16 protein-coding genes are annotated in these 17,199 nt (G+C 68.1%); 4 read left to right on the top strand and 12 right to left on the bottom strand.

What is annotated here, in order from left to right; translation table 11 throughout:
• Positions 1 to 46: 46 nt before the first annotated feature.
• From L880_RS0103600 to mltG, 4 genes are read right to left on the bottom strand one after another with little or no spacing between them, the layout of a single operon-like run.
• Complete coding sequence (locus L880_RS0103600; protein WP_027474505.1) at positions 47 to 403, bottom strand: PilZ domain-containing protein; 357 nt, start codon at positions 401 to 403, stop codon at positions 47 to 49.
• Entirely contained in the window at positions 400 to 1,428 is a 1,029-nt protein-coding gene (locus L880_RS0103595; protein ID WP_027474504.1) for a DNA polymerase, read from the bottom strand. The genes L880_RS0103600 and L880_RS0103595 overlap by 4 nt, the downstream gene beginning before the upstream one ends.
• Positions 1,425 to 2,099, bottom strand: coding sequence for a dTMP kinase (tmk, locus tag L880_RS0103590; RefSeq protein WP_027474503.1), 675 nt, complete (start codon positions 2,097 to 2,099; stop codon positions 1,425 to 1,427). The genes L880_RS0103595 and tmk overlap by 4 nt, the downstream gene beginning before the upstream one ends.
• Entirely contained in the window at positions 2,096 to 3,061 is a 966-nt protein-coding gene (gene mltG / locus L880_RS0103585; RefSeq protein ID WP_043328489.1) for an endolytic transglycosylase MltG, read from the bottom strand. The genes tmk and mltG overlap by 4 nt, the downstream gene beginning before the upstream one ends.
• Positions 3,062 to 3,142: 81 nt before the next feature.
• Between mltG and ygfZ the strand changes: the two genes are divergently transcribed.
• On the top strand, positions 3,143 to 4,084 hold the full coding sequence (ygfZ, locus tag L880_RS0103580) for a CAF17-like 4Fe-4S cluster assembly/insertion protein YgfZ (RefSeq protein ID WP_245614916.1): 942 nt from the start codon (positions 3,143 to 3,145) through the stop codon (positions 4,082 to 4,084).
• Between the two features lie 7 nt (positions 4,085 to 4,091).
• Here ygfZ and L880_RS0103575 read toward each other — a convergent pair whose 3' ends face one another.
• A complete protein-coding gene (locus tag L880_RS0103575) occupies positions 4,092 to 4,964 on the bottom strand; it encodes a YbgC/FadM family acyl-CoA thioesterase (protein WP_027474500.1) in 873 nt (290 codons plus the stop codon).
• Complete coding sequence (locus L880_RS0103570; RefSeq protein WP_027474499.1) at positions 4,961 to 5,950, bottom strand: alpha/beta hydrolase; 990 nt, start codon at positions 5,948 to 5,950, stop codon at positions 4,961 to 4,963. The genes L880_RS0103575 and L880_RS0103570 overlap by 4 nt, the downstream gene beginning before the upstream one ends.
• Before the next feature lie 196 nt (positions 5,951 to 6,146).
• Between L880_RS0103570 and L880_RS0103565 the strand changes: the two genes are divergently transcribed.
• Positions 6,147 to 7,283, top strand: a complete 1,137-nt coding sequence (locus tag L880_RS0103565) for an iron-containing alcohol dehydrogenase (protein ID WP_027474498.1) — start codon at positions 6,147 to 6,149, stop codon at positions 7,281 to 7,283.
• A gap of 6 nt (positions 7,284 to 7,289) precedes the next feature.
• On the opposite strand, the gene L880_RS0103560 is transcribed toward L880_RS0103565, so the two are convergent.
• The 4 genes from L880_RS0103560 to L880_RS0103545 all read right to left on the bottom strand — a co-directional run bounded on the left by L880_RS0103560 (position 7,290) and on the right by L880_RS0103545 (position 12,712).
• Positions 7,290 to 8,321 carry an Rpn family recombination-promoting nuclease/putative transposase gene (locus tag L880_RS0103560; RefSeq protein ID WP_027474497.1) on the bottom strand — a complete coding sequence of 344 codons (1,032 nt, stop codon included), beginning with the start codon at positions 8,319 to 8,321 and terminating at the stop codon, positions 7,290 to 7,292.
• Between the two features lie 98 nt (positions 8,322 to 8,419).
• Complete coding sequence (locus L880_RS0103555; protein WP_027474496.1) at positions 8,420 to 9,493, bottom strand: patatin-like phospholipase family protein; 1,074 nt, start codon at positions 9,491 to 9,493, stop codon at positions 8,420 to 8,422.
• A gap of 12 nt (positions 9,494 to 9,505) precedes the next feature.
• Entirely contained in the window at positions 9,506 to 10,330 is an 825-nt protein-coding gene (locus L880_RS0103550; RefSeq protein ID WP_027474495.1) for an HDOD domain-containing protein, read from the bottom strand.
• A 36-nt stretch (positions 10,331 to 10,366) separates the two neighbouring features.
• The gene (locus tag L880_RS0103545; protein ID WP_027474494.1) at positions 10,367 to 12,712 is read right to left on the bottom strand and encodes a Tex family protein; all 2,346 of its coding nucleotides are present in this window, start codon (positions 12,710 to 12,712) and stop codon (positions 10,367 to 10,369) included.
• A gap of 159 nt (positions 12,713 to 12,871) precedes the next feature.
• Here L880_RS0103545 and L880_RS0103540 point away from each other — a divergent pair, with 159 nt between their 5' ends.
• On the top strand, positions 12,872 to 14,737 hold the full coding sequence (locus L880_RS0103540) for a monovalent cation:proton antiporter-2 (CPA2) family protein (protein WP_027474493.1): 1,866 nt from the start codon (positions 12,872 to 12,874) through the stop codon (positions 14,735 to 14,737).
• A gap of 4 nt (positions 14,738 to 14,741) precedes the next feature.
• Positions 14,742 to 15,254 (top strand): hypothetical protein, encoded by a 513-nt coding sequence (locus tag L880_RS31480; protein ID WP_043328399.1) that lies wholly within the window; start codon positions 14,742 to 14,744, stop codon positions 15,252 to 15,254.
• Positions 15,255 to 15,258: 4 nt separating this feature from the next.
• Here L880_RS31480 and menA read toward each other — a convergent pair whose 3' ends face one another.
• Positions 15,259 to 16,149: a 1,4-dihydroxy-2-naphthoate octaprenyltransferase gene (gene menA / locus L880_RS0103530; protein WP_043328487.1), complete on the bottom strand. Its 891-nt coding sequence runs from the start codon at positions 16,147 to 16,149 to the stop codon at positions 15,259 to 15,261.
• Positions 16,150 to 16,291: 142 nt separating this feature from the next.
• Positions 16,292 to 17,197: an SDR family oxidoreductase gene (locus L880_RS0103525; protein WP_019575502.1), complete on the bottom strand. Its 906-nt coding sequence runs from the start codon at positions 17,195 to 17,197 to the stop codon at positions 16,292 to 16,294.
• Between the last annotated feature and the right edge of the window lie 2 nt (positions 17,198 to 17,199).

Here is a 17,199-nt window from a genome sequence, read left to right as displayed (position 1 = left end):
AAACAGGCGCGGATCCGGCCCGCATCGGGCAAGGGGCCGGCAGGCTTCAGATGGTCTGGGTCGGTCGCTCGGAGGCCAGGTGGCTGCCCAGCATTTCCTCGATCTTGATCTTCAGCAGGCGGGACTTTTCATCGCGTGGAAACTGGATGCCCACGCCCTGGGTGCGGTTGCCCGCGGCGCGAGGCGGCGTGACCCAGGCCACACGGCCGGCAATCGGGTAGCGCTGCGGGTCGTCCGGCAAGGAGAGCAACACGTACACATCGTCGCCCAGTCGGTAGTCGCGCGCGGTGGGGATGAACATGCCCCCCTCGGCAAACAAGGGGATGTAGGCGGCATACAAGGCGCCCTTCTCCTTGATGGCGAGCTGCACAACACTGGGGCGCGGGGTACTGGGACTGTTCATGGCGTGGACTCTGTGGCCGAGTTTAGGGCGATTTGCGCCTCGCTCACAAGCGCTTCCAACATCAAACCGGGGTTATAGGGGTGATCTGCCGTGCGCGCCGCCTCGCTCAGGCTGCGGGCCCAGCGCAGCAGCACCTTGTGGGCCGGAGGCCGGGGCAACTCGTTGGCCGCGAAATAGCGCGGCGCCGCCCCGGAGGCCGTGGCCAGCAGGTCATGGCAGATCTTCTGCAGGCTCTGGATGTTGCGCGCGGCGGGCCAGTTGGCCAACACGCCGGGGTCGCCCCGCAGCAGCGCGCGGGGCAACTGCGCCCAGGATTCGGGTGTCAGGCCTTCGGCGGCCAGCATCAAAGCGTCTTCGGGCCGACCTCCGGCAGCTCGCAGCAGCACCGTGGCGGCAGCGCCCGGCAGGCCTTGACCCGCCAGCCAGTGGCCAGCCTCGTCAGCGCCCGGCCAGACCAGCGAGTGCGTCAGGCAGCGACTGCGGATGGTGGGCAGCAATTGGTGCGCGGCCTCGCTGGCCAGCACAAAGCGCACATCGCCTGGGGGCTCCTCCAGGGTCTTGAGCAGTGCATTGGCCGTGATGTGGTTCATGTCCTCGGCCGGGTACACCAGCACGGCCTTGCCGCGGCCACGCGACGAGGTGCGCTGGGCGAACTGCACGGCCTCGCGCATGGCCTCGACACGGATCTCACGGCTGGCCTTGCGCTTCTTGTCGTCGATCTCGGACTGTGCTTTCTCCGACAGAGGCCAGCCCAGGGCCAGCAGGGCCGTTTCGGGCATCAGCACCATCAGGTCGGGATGGGTGCGCACGCGCACGGCATGGCAACTGGCGCACTGGCCGCAGGCGCCATGGGGCGTGGGGGCGTCGCACAGCCAGGCCTCGACCAGGGCCAGGCCCAGCGGGTACTGACCCAGGCCCGAGGGGCCTTGCAGCAGCCAGGCGTGGCCGCGCTGGCTCAGCAGGTTGTCGAGCTGCCGCTGCAACCAGGGCGCCAGGGGCAGACGGGTATCGCGCTCATCGCTCATTGCGGGCCTCCGTGGGCGGCCACCATGATGGCCAGCCAGCCTTTGCGCACCAGCACCCGGGTGATCTGCTGCCAAACCTGGTGCCGGCTCTGTGCCGCATCGATGCGTTCAAACCGGCTGGGCGCGGCCGCCGCCCGGGCAGCATAGCCGGCCGCCACCTGGCCGAAGAAGGCCACGGGCTGCGACTCGAAGCGGTCGGGCACACGGGCATCGGCCAGGCGCTCGGCGGCCACGGCCGGGTCCAGATCGAACCAGATCGTGAGGTCGGGCTGCCGCAGGCTGCCGCCGGGCCGGCCTTGCACCATGCGCTCGAGCTGGGCCAAGGTGTCCAGGTCAAAGCCCCGTCCACCGCCTTGGTAGGCAAAGGTGGCGTCAGTGAAGCGGTCGCACACCACCACCTCACCACGGGCCAGGGCCGGCTCGATCACCTGCTGCAGGTGGTCACGGCGGGCGGCAAAGATCAGCAAGGCCTCGGTCAGGGGGTCCATGGCGTCGTTCAGCACCAGGGCGCGCAGCTTTTCGGCCAGCGGCGTACCGCCGGGCTCGCGGGTCTGGCACACCACCCGCCCCTGGGCGCGAAAGGCCGCCACCACGCCCTCGATGTGCGTGGTCTTGCCGGCACCGTCGATGCCTTCGAAGCTGATGAACAAGCCGGAATGGGGTGGGGTCATGGGCGACGCTGGAATTGGTTGACGGCCCGATTGTGCTCGTCAAGGGTGGCACTGAAATGGCTGCTGCCGTCGCCACGTGCGACAAAGTACAGCGAACGGCTCTCGGCGGGGTGCACGGCGGCCAGCAAGGCCCCCCGGCCGGGCATGGCGATGGGGGTCGGAGGCAGGCCGGCGCGGGTGTAGGTGTTCCAGGGCGTGTCGGTGAGCAGATCGCGCTTGCGCAGGTTGCCGTCAAAACGCTCGCCCATCCCATAGATGACGGTGGGATCGGTCTGCAGCAGCATGCCCGAGCGCAGCCGGTTCACGAACACGCTGGCGATCAGGGGGCGGTCGCTGCCGCGCCCGGTTTCCTTTTCGACGATGCTGGCCAGGATCAGGGCCTCGTCGGGCGATTTCAGCGGCAGATTGGGGTCGCGCGCCTGCCAGGCCGCCTCGAGCTTCTTGTCCATGGCGCGCAGCGCGCGTTGCAGCACGGCCAGGTCGCTGCTGCCCTTGGAGTAGGTGTAGGTGTCGGGGTAGAAGCGGCCCTCGGGCAAGGTGCCGGGCCGACCCAGACGGGTCATGATGGCGGCGTCGTCCAGCTCGGTGCTGTCGCCCTTGAGCTGATCGGCCCGTGCCAGGGCCTGGCGCACCTGGCGCCAGTTCCAGCCCTCGACCAGGGTGACGGCGCGCAGGGCCTCCTCGCCGCGCACCAGCTTGCTCAGCAGCCGCCGGGGCGTGATGGTGGCATCCAGCTCATAGCTGCCGGCCTTGATGCCGCGGGCCTGGCCCGAGAAGCGGAACCAGGCATAGAGGAACAGCGGGTTCACGTCCACACCGGCATCCTGCACGTCCTGCGCCAGGGCGCGTGGCGAGGTGCCGGGCTCGATCGACAGGTCGATCGTGGGGGCGGCCAGGCGCATGGGCGCATCCAGCCACCAGTAAACGGCACCGCCCAGGGCTGCTGCCACCAATACCAACATCACCAGCAAAGCACGCACAGCCCAAGCCCCATCGCGAACAAGTTTTTGACGGGGGATGATAATTCACGCATGACACAAGCCATGAATTCTCCCCAGGCGCTGCTGCACGGTGTGGCGCCCTTGTCCGCTCTGGGCGTGATTCGCGCCCGTGGCGACGATGCTGCTTCGTTCCTGCATGGTCAATTGACCCAGGACGTGGTGCTCTTGCCCGACGGCCAGGCCCGCCTGGCGGGCTACTGCTCGGCCAAAGGGCGGCTGCTAGCCAGCTTCGTGCTGCTGCGCCTGAGCGCTGCCGAAGTCTGGCTGGTGTGCCCCAAGGAGCTGCTGGCGGCCACCTTGAAGCGCCTGTCCATGTTCGTGCTGCGCGCCAAGGTCAAACTCGACGACGCCAGTGCCGAATTGGCCGTGCGAGGTCTGGCTGGCGACGCCGCCCTGGCCGCCCTGCCCGCAGGCAGCCTGCCTTGGTCAGCCGCCCCCCACGCCGCAGGGCACGCCGTGGCCTTGTACCCGGCGGCCGGCGTGGCCCGGGCGCTGTGGATCGGCCCGGCATCAGACGCCGCCCTGCCTGGCCCGGCCTTGTCCGAGTCGCTCTGGGCCTGGTCGGAGGTGTTGGCGGCTGTGCCCACCCCCGGCGCCACGCAGACCGACAGCTTTGTGCCCCAGATGCTGAACCACGAATCGGTGGGCGGCGTGAGTTTCAAGAAAGGCTGCTACCCGGGCCAGGAGGTGGTGGCCCGCAGCCAGTTCCGTGGCACCCTGAAGCGCCGCACCTGCCTGGCCCATGCAGAGGGTCTGGAGCAGCCCCCCAGCCCCGGGCAGGAGGTGTTCCTGGCCGGCGACGCGGCCGACCAACCCAGCGGCGTGGTGGTCCAGGCCGCCGTCTCACCCGCTGGCGGGGTCGATCTGCTGGCCGTGGTGCAGGTGACGGCCAGTGCGGCCGGCACGGCCTTGCACCTGGGCGCGCCCGACGGCCCGGCACTGGTGGTGCAGCCCCTGCCCTACCCGCTGCTCGCCGATATCTGAACGAAGCTCAGAGCGCCCGCACCATTTCGATGTGCGGGATGTCGACCTCGTAGAACACCTCGCCACGCGGCTGGAAGCCCAGCCGCTCGTAGAACCCGCGGGCGCTCGTCTGGGCATGCAGCAGCACCTCGCGGTCGCCGCGCTGGCGGGCGGCCTCCATCAGGGTGCGCAGCACATCGGCCCCCAGGCCGGTGCCCCGCATGGGCCGAAGCACCGCCATGCGGCCGATGCGCGCCACCCCGGGGGCATGCACCAACAGGCGGCCCGTGGCCATGGCCTGGTCCAGGCGGTTGTAGACCACGGCATGCAAGGCCGTGGCATCGGCCTCGTCCCATTCCTCATCGAGGGGAATGGCCTGCTCCTGCACAAACACCTCGGTGCGCACCCGGGCCGCATCGGTGCCCAGCGTGCTCCAGTCGCCACTGCGCACACTCACCACGGGCTGGCCCGCGGCGTGCTCGAGCAGCAGGCTGCGCAGCGCGTCGGGCACGCGGCGCGAGGTCTGGGTGGCCGGGTCGGCGAACACATACAACAGCTCGCCCGACACCAGCAACTGCTCGCCCCGGAAAATGGCGCCCACCAGTTCGATCGATGAGTTGCCGATGCGCCGGCAGCTCAGGCCCACATCGAGCACGTCGTCGTAGTGGGCCGAAGCGTGGTATTCGAGCGCCAGGCGCTTCACGTACAGCTCACCGCCCAGCAGCTCCATCGAGGCCTCGTAGGGCAAGGCCAGCTCGCGCCAGTAGTCACCCATGGCGGTGTCGAGGTACATCGCGTAGTGGCCGTTGAAGACGATCTTCTGCATGTCCACCTCCACCCAGCGCACGCGCAGGCGGTGGAAGAATCGGAAATCGGTGCGTTTCGGTGCAGGGGCGCTCATGGTGACTCCGTGGAAGGGCGCAGGGCAGCGCGCATCGCGTCGGCCGCCTGCTGGTGGGCTTGCAGGGCTTCGGGAATGGCCCGGCCCATCTTGATGAATTCGTGGGTCACGCCGCGGTAGATCTCCAGGTCCACGGCATGACCGGCCAGGCGCAGCTTGTCGGCGTAGGCGATGCCCTCATCCACCAGCGGGTCGAATTCGGCCAGGCCCAGCCAGGCCGGGGCCAGGTGTTCGGTGTCGGGGGCCAGCAAGGGGGCAAAACGCCAGTCTTCACGCTCCTGGCGCGACGGCACGTACTGGTCGAAGAACCACTGGATGTGGGACGCCTCCAGCACCAGACCGTGGGCAAAACGCTGGTGCGACACCGTGTCCTGGTGGGCGGTGGTGCCGGGGTAGAACAACAACTGCAGGGCCAGCGGGAGCCCCTCCAGCGCCGCCTGCACCGCCAGGGCGGCGGCCAGGGTGCCTCCGGCACTGTCGCCGCCCACGCCGAGCCGGGCCGTGTCCAGCCCCAAGCCGGCGCCGTGGCCATGCAGCCAGCGCAAGGCGTCCCAGCCATCGTTGAAGGCGGTCGGGAAGCGATGCTCGGGGGCCAGGCGGTAGTCGAGCGACACCACCGCACAAGCCGAACGCTGGGCCAGGCTGCGGCACAGGATGTCGTGGGTGGCGATGCTGCCGATCATGAAGCCACCACCGTGCAGGTACAGCAGCACGGGCTGGCCTGGTTCCAGACTGGGCCGGTAAAGCCGGGCTGGCAAGGCAACGCCGTCGCGGGCCGGGATCGTCAGCTCACGCACCTCGGCCAGTTCGGGGCGGGCGATTTCAAGCACGTCGGCCCCTGCCGCGTAGGCGGCGCGGGCCTGCCTGGGGGACAGCGTGTGCAAGGCGGGGCGCTTGGCTTTGACCATGCGGTCGATCACGCTTTGCATGGCGGGGGTGAGTCGGTAAGCGCTGGAAATAGAGCTGGTGGACGGGCTGGTAGACATCGGTTTCGGATCGTTGCGGAAGCACGCGGCAGGCCTTGTCACCAGGGTGACCGCGGGGGTGCTGCGCCTGGGGTTTGAACGTCTGGTCAGGCCAGGCTGCAGCCGCTAAAGTCGGTCGCGCATCGTACAACGTGGCGTCCGGCCTGACCGGCGACCGGTGTTTCCTCAACCTGTCCGAACTTCCTCTCTTCGCTTCATGGCCTTCATCAACTACGTCACCCAGATCCAGTTCGAGTTTGGCGCCGTGCGCCTGCTGGCGGCCGAATGCGAGCGCGTGGGCATTCAGCGCCCCCTGATCGTCACCGACGCCGGGGTGCGCGCCGCCGGCGTGCTGCAAAAAGCCCTGGACGCCCTGCCCGGCCTGCCCCTGACCGTGTTCGACCAGACCCCCTCCAACCCCACCGAGGCCGCCGTGCGTGCGGCGGTCGAGCTGTACCGGGCTCAGGGCTGCGATGGTCTGATCGCCGTGGGCGGCGGCTCGGCCATCGACTGCGCCAAAGGCATTGCGATTGCGGCCACCCATGAAGGCCCGCTGACCACCTACGCCACCATCGAGGGCGGCTCCACCCGAATCACCGAACGCGCAGCGCCCCTGATCGCGGTGCCCACCACCAGCGGCACCGGCAGCGAGGTGGCGCGTGGCGCCATCATCATCGTGGACGACCACCGCAAGCTGGGCTTCCACTCGTGGCACCTGGTGCCGCGGGCGGCCATCTGCGACCCCGAACTCACCCTGGGCCTGCCCCCAGGCCTCACGGCCGCGACCGGCATGGACGCGATTGCGCACTGCATGGAGACCTTCATGTCGGCCGCCTTCAACCCCCCGGCCGACGGCATCGGCCTCGATGGCCTGGAACGCGGTTGGGCCCACATCGAACGCGCCACGCGAAACGGCCAGGACCGCGAAGCCCGTCTGCAGCTGATGAGCGCCTCGATGCAGGGTGCCATGGCCTTCCAGAAAGGCCTGGGCTGCGTGCACAGCCTAAGTCACAGCCTGGGTGGCGTGAACCCGCGCCTGCACCACGGCACCCTGAACGCCATGTTCCTGCCCGCGGTGGTGCGCTTCAATGCCAGTGCTGAATCGGTGCAGCGTGAGCGCCGGCTGGACCGCATGGCCCACGCGATGGGCCTGCGTTCAGGCGGTGACATCCCCGACGCCATCCGTGACATGAACGCCCGCCTGGGCCTGCCCACCGGCCTGGCCGCGATGGGCGTGACGCGGGATCAGTTCGACGATGTGATCAAGGGCGCCCTGGCCGACCACTGCCACAAGACCAACCCGCGCATCGCCAGCCCTGAGGAATACCGCGAGATGCTGGAAGCCTCGATGTAAACCGTGTCAGTGTCGGGCGCCGGCCTCGTCCAACAAAGCCTCCAGGGTGGGCGCGCTGAACATCTGCTCAGACCAGGCTTCCAAGCGCTCCACAGAGGCGCTCTGAAGCCGCTGGTAGGCCCAGGCGGGCACGGGGGCGAAGCGCTGTTCGATCACTCGGGCCAGCATCATGGCGATGCCTTGTGAACGGCCCTGGGATAGCCCTTGAGATAGCCCTTGGGAGAGCCCCTGCGACAGTCCTTGTGAATGTCCTTTGGACAGTCCTTTTTCAATGGCCTCGTTGTAAAGGCGTTCCAGGGTTTCTTCGAGCATGGTCGGGCCTTTCAGAAGGTCATGGATTTGATCGAGTTCGTCGGTGGCGATGTCCGGCATTTTGCGCCGTATCAGGCGACGGAGCCAGACATTGAGGGTTCTTCTCAAGTTCTGATGCTCAGGGGCCTGGAGCGCCTGACCCATCGCGTACGCCAGCCTGGCAATGTCGGACCGGTTGGCGCTGTGCTCCAACTTGAACAAGGCTTCGGTCACGTTCCTAACCTCGTCGGACGGGGATAACTTCAATCTGGCCTCATCGATCAGGTGATACAGCAAGCGCGGTCTGTAGGGCTCCAGCGCCGGTGGGCCAGGGGCGAAACAGTCAGCCACATCACGAGCCGAAGACCAGGGGCGAGGCCCCTTGTAAAGGACCATGGGCAACAAGGACGGAAGTCTGCCCTGGTCCAACTGCCCTTCCTTGATCAGATGCTGGGCCAGCAGACCGACATAGACCATCATGCGCACCGCCATCCATTCATCGGGCTGGCTTTGGAACTCCAGCAGCAGATAGACCCATACCCAGCGCGGACCGACTTTCAGCCTCCAGACCATGTCGTCGTGACGCTGCTTGTCGGATTCGCTCACATAGCTGGCATTGACTCGCTCCAGGGTCTCAAACCGAGCGTCCTGGACCCAGTCACCAGGCACGAAGCCGAGCAGCAGGTCGCGCACCATCTCCGGGTGGGAGAAGAGCAGCTTGTAGTCGTTGTCGTGGTGCGTGGGCATGGCGCATGCTGCCCTCGCAGGTACGTCAGCTGGGACGACAGCCGCCAGAATGCAGGCTCAGCCAGACAGTGGGCAGCCACCCTGCCTCGTGGCAGGGTTCAGAGGGCCTCGACCCGGCCCATGTCCGGGGCCTGCAGCCACTCGGCGAACTCGTCGGCCAGTTGCTGGCTGGCCTGCACCGCCCGGGTCCAGGCGGTGGCACGGCCGGCGTGGTCGTTGCCGTAGTGGGTGAAGTCCTTGCGGTCGGGCAGCTTGGCATTGGGCAGGGTCTGCACCCAGGCCGGATCGGGAGCCAGCACCAGCATGGGGTCCAGAAAGGCACTGGCGCGATGGCGCCATTTCAAGGCCTTGTCCAGCCAGCCCGGCACCACGGCCTGCTGAAAATGCGGGTACAGCACCACGCCCGGGGCGGGGTTCCGGTAGTCCAGGTGCATGTGGTAGTCGGTGATGCCGCCGTCCCAGTAGGCCCCCGGCGGCGCGCCGGCGATGGCACTGACCGAGCGCAGCACGAAGGGGATGGAGCAACTGGCCTGCACCGCATCCATGAAATTGGCCGGGGTGAGCGCCACCTGGCGGCTGCGGTAGTCACGGGTGCCAAAGGGCAAGGCCGCGTGCTGGGTCGAAAACACCACCCGCTCCAGCCAGGCGCCCATGGCACGGCGCTGCACCGTGTTGCTCACAAACGCCCCCAGGTAGCCCAGCGGCGTCGCCAGGCCATGCTCCCGGGCCAGCAGGTGGCGCCCGCGCGAGGCGATCACATGCAGCCGGTAGCGTGGGTGCTGCAGCACCTCATGCTCACGCCCGCCAAAGAACAGTTTCAGGTTGTCGGCAAAGCGCTCGCTGACATGCTCGGCCGTGGGGCGCTTCTGGCCCGGCGCCAGGTCATAGCGCTGGGCGATGTAGTCGTGCTCCAGCCGGGCAAAGGCCTCGACCGGGCGGTCCAGGCAGGCCGTGCCCATGCGCCAGGCGCCAATCGATGCCCCGACCAGATCAACAGGCTGGCTGGATCGAGCCAGCCAGTCGCCGAAAAGAAACCGGTCCAGCGGGCCCAGCACCAGCCCCTTGGGGCCGCCCGCAGCGGCAGGCACCACGCGCACGTGCTCTGGCTGGAGCCCATGGGCCTGCAAATGGGCGCGGGCCTGCGGCCCGGCATAGAGGCGAAGCGCTTTCATCAGGGCCGTGGCTCAGACAAAGGCACCCACTTCCTGGGGCGTGGTCCAGTCGATCGGGTCTTGCTGCAACACCATGTCGATGTCGAGCTCCAGCGCCAGGCCGACGGTGTCGGGGAAGGTCACCGCCAACTCCCGGTCGGTGAAGCCCGCTTCCTTGGCCCGGGTGCGCCATGAGGCCAGGTGGATGACCCCGGCCAGAGGCTCATAGACCTCGTTCTCGAAGGGCGCAATCTGGTACTCCAGCGCATCGACGATGGCGGCCGGAAACTGCCACTTGCGGGCGAAGCCTGAGCTCACCTGGGCGTAGCAAAAGCCCAGGCGCTTGCGCTCGCTGCGGGCCCGTTTGAGGTCCAGCGGGCCGTGTTCCAGGTTGAGCAAGGCCATGTCACGCGGCATGCCCATGTGCATGGCCAGTTCGCCGACCGCGTGCAGCAAGCCCGAGGTGAAGGCCGCGCTGGGGTTCTGCCGCACCACGCCGGCCAGAATGCGCGACACCTTGGCGGTGTCCAGGCTGTAACGCCAGAACTGCTGCAGATTGATGCCCGCCACCCCACGGAAGGCGCCCCCAACCGCGGCCGCCGACACCAGGGTGCGCACATGGTTCAGGCCCAGCACGGCCAAGGCCTCGGCCACGCCGTTGACGCGCCGCTCCAGATGAAAGAAGGCCGAGTTGGCCAATTGCAGCAGGCGCGCCGTCAAGGCCGGGTCGGTGCTGATCAGTTGCGTGATGCGACGCAGGTCCGACTCGTCCTTGTCCAGCTCCAGCATGAGCAAAGCCACCACCCGCGGAATGCTGGGCAGGGCGATTTCAGAGGCCAGAAGGTCGTCGAGCTCCATGCTTGTGATTTTGAAACTGATTGTTTCTGATTATCGTCAGCGCGAGCGGTTTTGCAGCTTCGCAAACGCAGAAGCCATGGCGGAAGGGGCGGCAGCGTCGTTTTGACGCCGCTGCCCGCCGCCCTGGTGCTGGCGACCGACGCCTTCAAAGCGGTTGTCACGCGGCCCATCGCGGCGTGCGGGGGCGGCATCGAGCTTCATGGACAGTCCGATGCGCTTGCGCTCCACATCCACCTCCATCACCTTGACCTTGACGATGTCGCCAGTCTTCACCACTTCGCGCGCATCGTTGACGAACTTGTGGCTGAGCTGGCTCACGTGCACCAGACCGTCCTGGTGCACGCCCAGGTCGATGAAGGCGCCAAACTGGGCCACGTTGCTCACCGTGCCTTCGAGCACCATGCCTTCGCGCAGGTCCTTGATGTCTTCCACGCCTTCGTTGAAGCGCGCCACCTTGAAGTCGGGGCGCGGGTCGCGGCCCGGCTTTTCCAGCTCGCCCAGGATGTCCTTGACCGTGATGACACCGAACTTCTCGTTGGCGAACAGCTCGGGCTTCAGGGTCTTGAGCATGTCGGCACGGCCCATCAGCTCGGCCACCGGCTTGCCGGTCTTGGCCATGATCTGCTCCACCACGGGGTAGGTCTCGGGGTGCACGCCGGTCATGTCCAGCGGGTTCTCACCACCACGGATGCGCAGAAAACCGGCACTCAGCTCGAAGGTCTTGGCGCCCAGGCCGCTCACGCTCAGCAGTTGCTGGCGGCTGGCAAAGGCACCATTGGCTTCGCGCCAACGCACCACGGCCTTGGCGACTGCGGCGCTCAGGCCCGACACCCGCGACAGCAAGGGCACGCTGGCGGTGTTCAGGTCCACCCCCACCGAGTTCACGCAGTCTTCCACCACCGCTTCCAGCGTGCGGGCCAGCTCGCTCTGGTTCACATCGTGCTGGTACTGGCCCACGCCGATGCTCTTGGGGTCGATCTTGACCAGCTCGGCCAGCGGATCCTGCAGGCGGCGGGCAATGCTGGCGGCGCCGCGCAGGCTCACGTCCACATCGGGCATCTCCTGCGAGGCGAACTCGCTGGCCGAGTACACCGAGGCACCGGCCTCGCTGACCACCACCTTCTCGACGTGGCGGTCGATCTTGGCCAGCAGCTTGATCAGGTCGGCCGCCAGCTTGTCGGTTTCGCGGCTGGCCGTGCCGTTGCCGATGGCAATCAGGTTCACGCCATGCTTCTCGCACAGGCGGCCCAGGGTGTGCAGCGAGCCGTCCCAGTCGCGGCGCGGCTCGTGCGGGAACACGGTGCTGGTGTCCACCAGCTTGCCGGTGGCGTCCACCACGGCCACCTTGACGCCAGTGCGGATGCCCGGGTCCAGACCCATCACCACGCGCGGGCCGGCGGGCGCCGCCAGCAACAAATCGCGCAGGTTGTCGGCAAACACCTTGATGGCCACTTTTTCAGCGTCTTCGCGCAGGCGCGAGAACAGATCACGCTCGGTGGACAGGCTCAGCTTGACGCGCCAGGTCCAGGCCACGCACTTGCGGATCAGGTCGTCGGCGGGGCGGCCGGCATGGCTCCAGCCCAGGTGCAGGGCGATGCGCCCTTCCGCCACCGAGGGTTGGCCCGCTTCGGGCGGCACCGGCAGCACCAGCTTGGCTTCCAGGATCTCCAGCGTACGGCCGCGGAACACCGCCAGCGCGCGGTGCGAGGGCACGCGGCCGATGGGCTCGTCGTAGTCGAAATAGTCGCGGAACTTGGCCACATCGGGGTGGTTCTCGTCCTTGCCCTCGATCTTGCTGCTCTTCAGCAGGCCTTCGTTCCACAGCCATTCGCGCAGGTTCTGCACCAAGGCGGCGTCTTCGGCCCAGCGCTCGGACAGGATGTCGCGCACGCCGTCGAGCACGGCCCCGGTGGTGGTGAAGTCGCTGCCGTCTTCGCCCTTGGCGGCCTTCACAAAGGCCTGGGCTTCGTCGGCCGGCACCCGGGTGGGGTCTGCAAACAACAGATCGGCCAGGGGTTCGATGCCGGCCTCGCGGGCGATCTGGCCCTTGGTGCGGCGCTTTTGCTTGTAGGGCAGGTACAGGTCTTCCAGCTCCTGCTTGGTGGGCGCCGCGTCAATGGCGGCGCGCAGGGCGTCGGTCAGCTTGCCTTGCTCGGCAATGCTCTTCAGGATGGCCTCGCGGCGGTCTTCCAGCTCGCGCAGGTAGGCCAGGCGGGCTTCCAGCTCACGCAGCTGGATGTCGTCCAGGCCCTGGGTCACTTCCTTGCGGTAGCGGGCAATGAAGGGCACGGTGGCGCCCCCGTCCAGCAGTTCCACAGCGGCGCGCACCTGCGCCTCGTTCACCCTGATTTCAGCGGCCAGTTGCCGAATGATCTTTTGCATGTCTCTCGCAGCGTCACGGTCGAATCCGAAGCCGGCGAGTGTGCCACAGCGCCCTGCCCCTGCCGCGCAAGTGGCGCCCGGCCAGCGTGAAACTTTGCCGCTGTCGGGCGCCGATCGCGCAGCCGCTAAACTGCCCGGCAGAATGGAATGAGGAGTGCAATGGCCATCGAGCAAGGCAGTGATCTGTTGAAAACCGTGGTGCTGCTGGGCGCCGGGGTGCTGGCCGTGCCGCTGTTCAAGCGGCTCGGGCTGGGTTCGGTGCTGGGTTACCTGGCGGCCGGGCTGGCCGTGGGGCCCTTCGGCCTGGCGGTGTTCAGTGAATCCCAGACCATCCTGCATGTGGCCGAGCTGGGGGTGGTGATGTTCCTGTTCGTGATCGGCCTGGACACCCAGCCCAGCCGGCTCTGGAAGCTGCGCCGCCAGATCTTCGGCCTGGGCCTGATGCAGGTGCTGACCTGTGCCACCTTGCTCACCACCCTGGGCCACCTGTTGGGCCTGAGCTGGCCGGTGGCCTTTGTGGCGGCGATGGGTTTTGTGCTCTCCAGCACCGCCATCGTGATGCAGGTGCTGGACGAGCGCGGCGAGTCCTCCAGCCCGGCGGGCCAGCGCATCGTGTCGATCCTGCTGATGGAAGACCTCTCCATCGTGCCCCTGCTGGCCATCGTGGCCTTTCTGGCGCCCGCACCGGCCGACCAGGAGCCCGTGTCGCGCTGGGTCACCATGGGGGTGGCGCTCAGCGCCATCCTGGGGCTGGTGGCGGTCAGCCGCTGGCTGCTCAACCCGCTGTTCAGCCTGTTGAGCAAGGTGCGCGCCCGCGAGGTGATGACCGCCGCAGCCCTGCTGGTGGTGTTGGGCGCGGCCCTGGCCATGCAGTGGGGCGGGCTGTCGATGGCGCTGGGCGCCTTCGCCGCCGGGGTGATGCTGTCCGAATCGACCTTCCGGCACCAGCTGGAGGCCGACATCGAGCCCTTCCGGGGCCTGCTGCTGGGCCTGTTCTTCATCGGCGTGGGCATGTCGCTGGACCTGCCGCTGGTGCTGCAGGGCTGGCCCAAGCTGCTGGCGGGCGTGGTGGGCTACATGCTGCTCAAGGGCCTGGGCGTGTACACCGTGGCCCGCCTGACCCGTTGCAACCGGCGCGACTCGGTGCTGCGTGCCGCCATGATGGCCGAGGGCGGCGAGTTTGCCTTTGTGCTGTATGCCACGGCGGCCCATGCGGGCCTGATCGAGGCCGAGATGAATGCGGTGCTGAATGCCGCGGTGATCCTGTCGATGGCCCTGAGCCCCCTGCTGCTGGCCGGGGTGCGCCGGGCCCTGGCGGCCCTGCCTGCCCCGCCTGATCTGAGCGGCATCCAGTCGGTGGACGCTGCGGCCGAGCTGGCCCCCAGCGTGCTGGTGATCGGTTTCGGCCGCTTCGGCCAGATTGCCAGCCAGAACCTGCTGGCCCGCCGCATCGAGATCGCCATCATCGACCGCGACACCGACATGATCCGGGCCGCCGCCCAGTTCGGCTTCAATGTGTACTACGGCGACGGCACCCGCCTGGATGTGTTGCAGGCCAGCGGCGCCGGCACGGCCCGGGCGGTGCTGGTGTGCGTGGACGACAAGGCGGCCACCACCCGCATCGTGGAGTTGATCAAGCAGAGCTTCCCCCTGACCCCGGTGCTGGCCCGGGCCTTCGACCGCCAGCACGCCATCGAGCTGCTGCGCCATGGGGTGGACTACCAGATGCGCGAGACCTTTGAGAGTGCCATGGCCTTCAGCCTGGAGGCCTTGCGCCAACTGGGCGTGGAAGCCTCAGAAGCCGCTGCCGTGGGCGAGGACATCCGGCGGCGCGATTCGGAGCGCCTGGAGATGCAGCTCAATGGCGACGCCAAGGCCGCCCTGGCCCTGCTGCACGGCAACCGCTGGGCCCCCACCCCGCTGACCACCCCGCAGCGCGAGGGCCAGGCCCTGAACACGGCCGCCGAAGCGCTGATCCATGGCGACACCAAGGCCGAGCCGGTGTCCACCCCAAGCCGAAACTGAGTCCATGAACCTGTTCCAGACACTGCTGCGCCTCATCAAGAACCTGCTGCTGGGCTTGCTGGCCCTGCTGCTGGTGTTCGAGGAATGGGGTTGGGACACCCTGTCGGCCCTGGTCGGGTGGATCGCCCGCCTGCCACTGCTGGCCTGGCTGGAGCGCCGCATCCGCGCCCTGCCCCCCTGGGCCGCGCTGCTGATGTTCACCGTGCCGGCCCTGGCCCTGCTGCCGGTGAAGCTGGGAGCCCTGTGGCTGTTCAGCCAGGGGCATGCGGCCCTGGGCCTGGTGCTGCTGCTGGGGGCCAAGCTGCTGGGCACAGCCGTGTTGGCACGCCTGTTCCACCTGACCCAGCCCGCCCTGATGCAGTTGGCCTGGTTTGCCCGCTGGTACCCGCGCTGGAAAGCCTGGAAAGACCGCTTGCTGGCCTATGTTCGCAACAGCGCCCCCTGGCGCACGACCCGCGCCTTCAAGACACGGGTGGTGACGCAGGTGCGCGCCTGGTGGCAGGCCAGGCGGGGTTGAGGTCCTAGGCCTGCGGCACCCAGCCCCGAACCAGGCTGCCGAGCACCAGCCCCACGGCCAGCAAGGCGGCAAACTGCATTTCGAAGCGGAAACTGGCGACCAGCAGCGCGCTGTAGTCATCGGCTTGCGCACAACGCCGCAAGCCGCGCAGCAGCTCCCGTGCCCGTGGCCAGAGCAGGAGCGGCAGCAGGCACATGGATGAGCCCGCCAACCAGGCCATGGGCAGCAACAGGGCAAAAGGGCCGGCCAGCAACAGCGCGTGCACGCGCCGCGCATGGGCCACCCCCAGGCACACGGCCAGGGTGCGGCGCCCCACCCGCGCATCGTGCGCCACATCACGCAGGTTGTTGACGGCCAGGGCGGCGGCGGCCAGGCCACCCATGCAGAGCGCGGCCAGCACACTGAGGGCGTCAAACCCGCCCGTCAGCAGCCATTCACTGCCCAGCACGGCCACCAGGCCGAAAAACACCAGCACGGTCAATTCGCCAAAAGGTGTGTAGGCAATGGGTCGGGGCCCGCCCATGTAGGCCAGTGCCGCCAGCAGCGAGGCCGTGCCCATGGCCAGCACGGGCCAGCCTTTGAGCAGCACCAGCCACAGGCCGAAGGCCGTGGCCAGCAGCGCCAGGCCGGCCACCGCCCACTGCATGTGGCGCACCTCGATCCAGCCCAGTGCGGTGGCCCTGGGCAGCCCGGTGGCCTCGGGCGCCTGGTGCGCGCCGCGCCGGGTGTAGCCGACATCGTTTTGCAGGTTGGTGATGATTTGCATCAGCAAGGCCGCCAGCAGCGCGGCGGCCGCAGCCCAGGCGTCCAGCGTGCCGGTGCGTCGCCACCCCAGGGCGGCCCCCACCAACACGGGGGCCAGCGCCACCCACAGGCTGCGCGGGCGCAACGCCATCTGCCAGGCCTGCACGACGCTGGGCCGGACGCGGGCCAATGCGGGGGGACTGGTAGGGGGCGGATGGGGCACGGCGGGCTCGGCTTTCAGCGGCAATGCGCCGATTTTGCCCACTCCGCGCCGCTCGATCCGCGAAGCCGGCTCAGGCGGCGCGCAAGGCCGCCTTGAGCTGCTCGCCCAGTTCGGGCTTGTGGGAGAACGGGTCGGTGGGGTTGCGGCCCTGCACCACATCTTCGAGCCGGGTCTGCACCGAGCCCAGGGCGTGCGGGTGGCTGTAGATGTAGAACTGGTCGGCGCTGATGGCGTCGAACACCTTCTGGGCCACCTGGGCGGCCGTCACCTTGCCCGAGCCCACCGCCTTGTCGCTCATGGCCTGGCCGATCAGCTGGCTCTTGGTGGGCTTTTGATCACGCAGTTCGGCCGGCTGGTTGCGGTGGCTCTGGTTGATGCCGGTGGGCACGAAGAAGGGGCACAGCACGCTGGCGCTGATCTGGTCGCTGACCAGGCGCAGGTCCTGGTAGAGGGTTTCGGTCAGGCTGACCACGGCGTGCTTGCTGACGTTGTAGATGCCCATGTTGGGCGGGGTCAGCAGGCCGGCCATGCTGGCGGTGTTGACGATGTGGCCCCGGTAGGCCGGGTCTTTGGCGGCGGCCTCCAGCATCATGGGGGTGAACAGGCGCACGCCGTGGATCACGCCCCACACGTTCACACCCAGCACCCATTCCCAGTCCTTGACCGAGTTCTCCCACACCAGACCGCCAGCACCGACGCCGGCGTTGTTGAAGACAAAATGCGGCGCACCGAAGCGCTCCTTGACCGCGGCGGCCAGGGCTTCCATCTGATCGGCCTTGGACACATCCACCCGGCGGGCCAGCACCTGGGCGCCGGCGGCTTCGAGTTCGGCCTGGGCCTTGTCCAGGGCATCCTGCTGCACATCGACCAGCACCAGGTTCATGCCCAGGCGGGCGCCGATGCGGGCGCATTCCAGGCCGAAGCCCGAGCCGGCGCCGGTGAGCACGGCGGTGGTGTTCTTGAAATCCTTGATCATTT

Origin of the sequence: Curvibacter gracilis ATCC BAA-807, from assembly GCF_000518645.1 — a bacterium.
Taxonomy (GTDB): Bacteria; Pseudomonadota; Gammaproteobacteria; order Burkholderiales; family Burkholderiaceae_C; genus Curvibacter; species Curvibacter gracilis.
The sequence above is the reverse complement of the archived record's forward strand: the minus strand, read 5'-3'. Positions and strand labels throughout refer to the sequence as shown.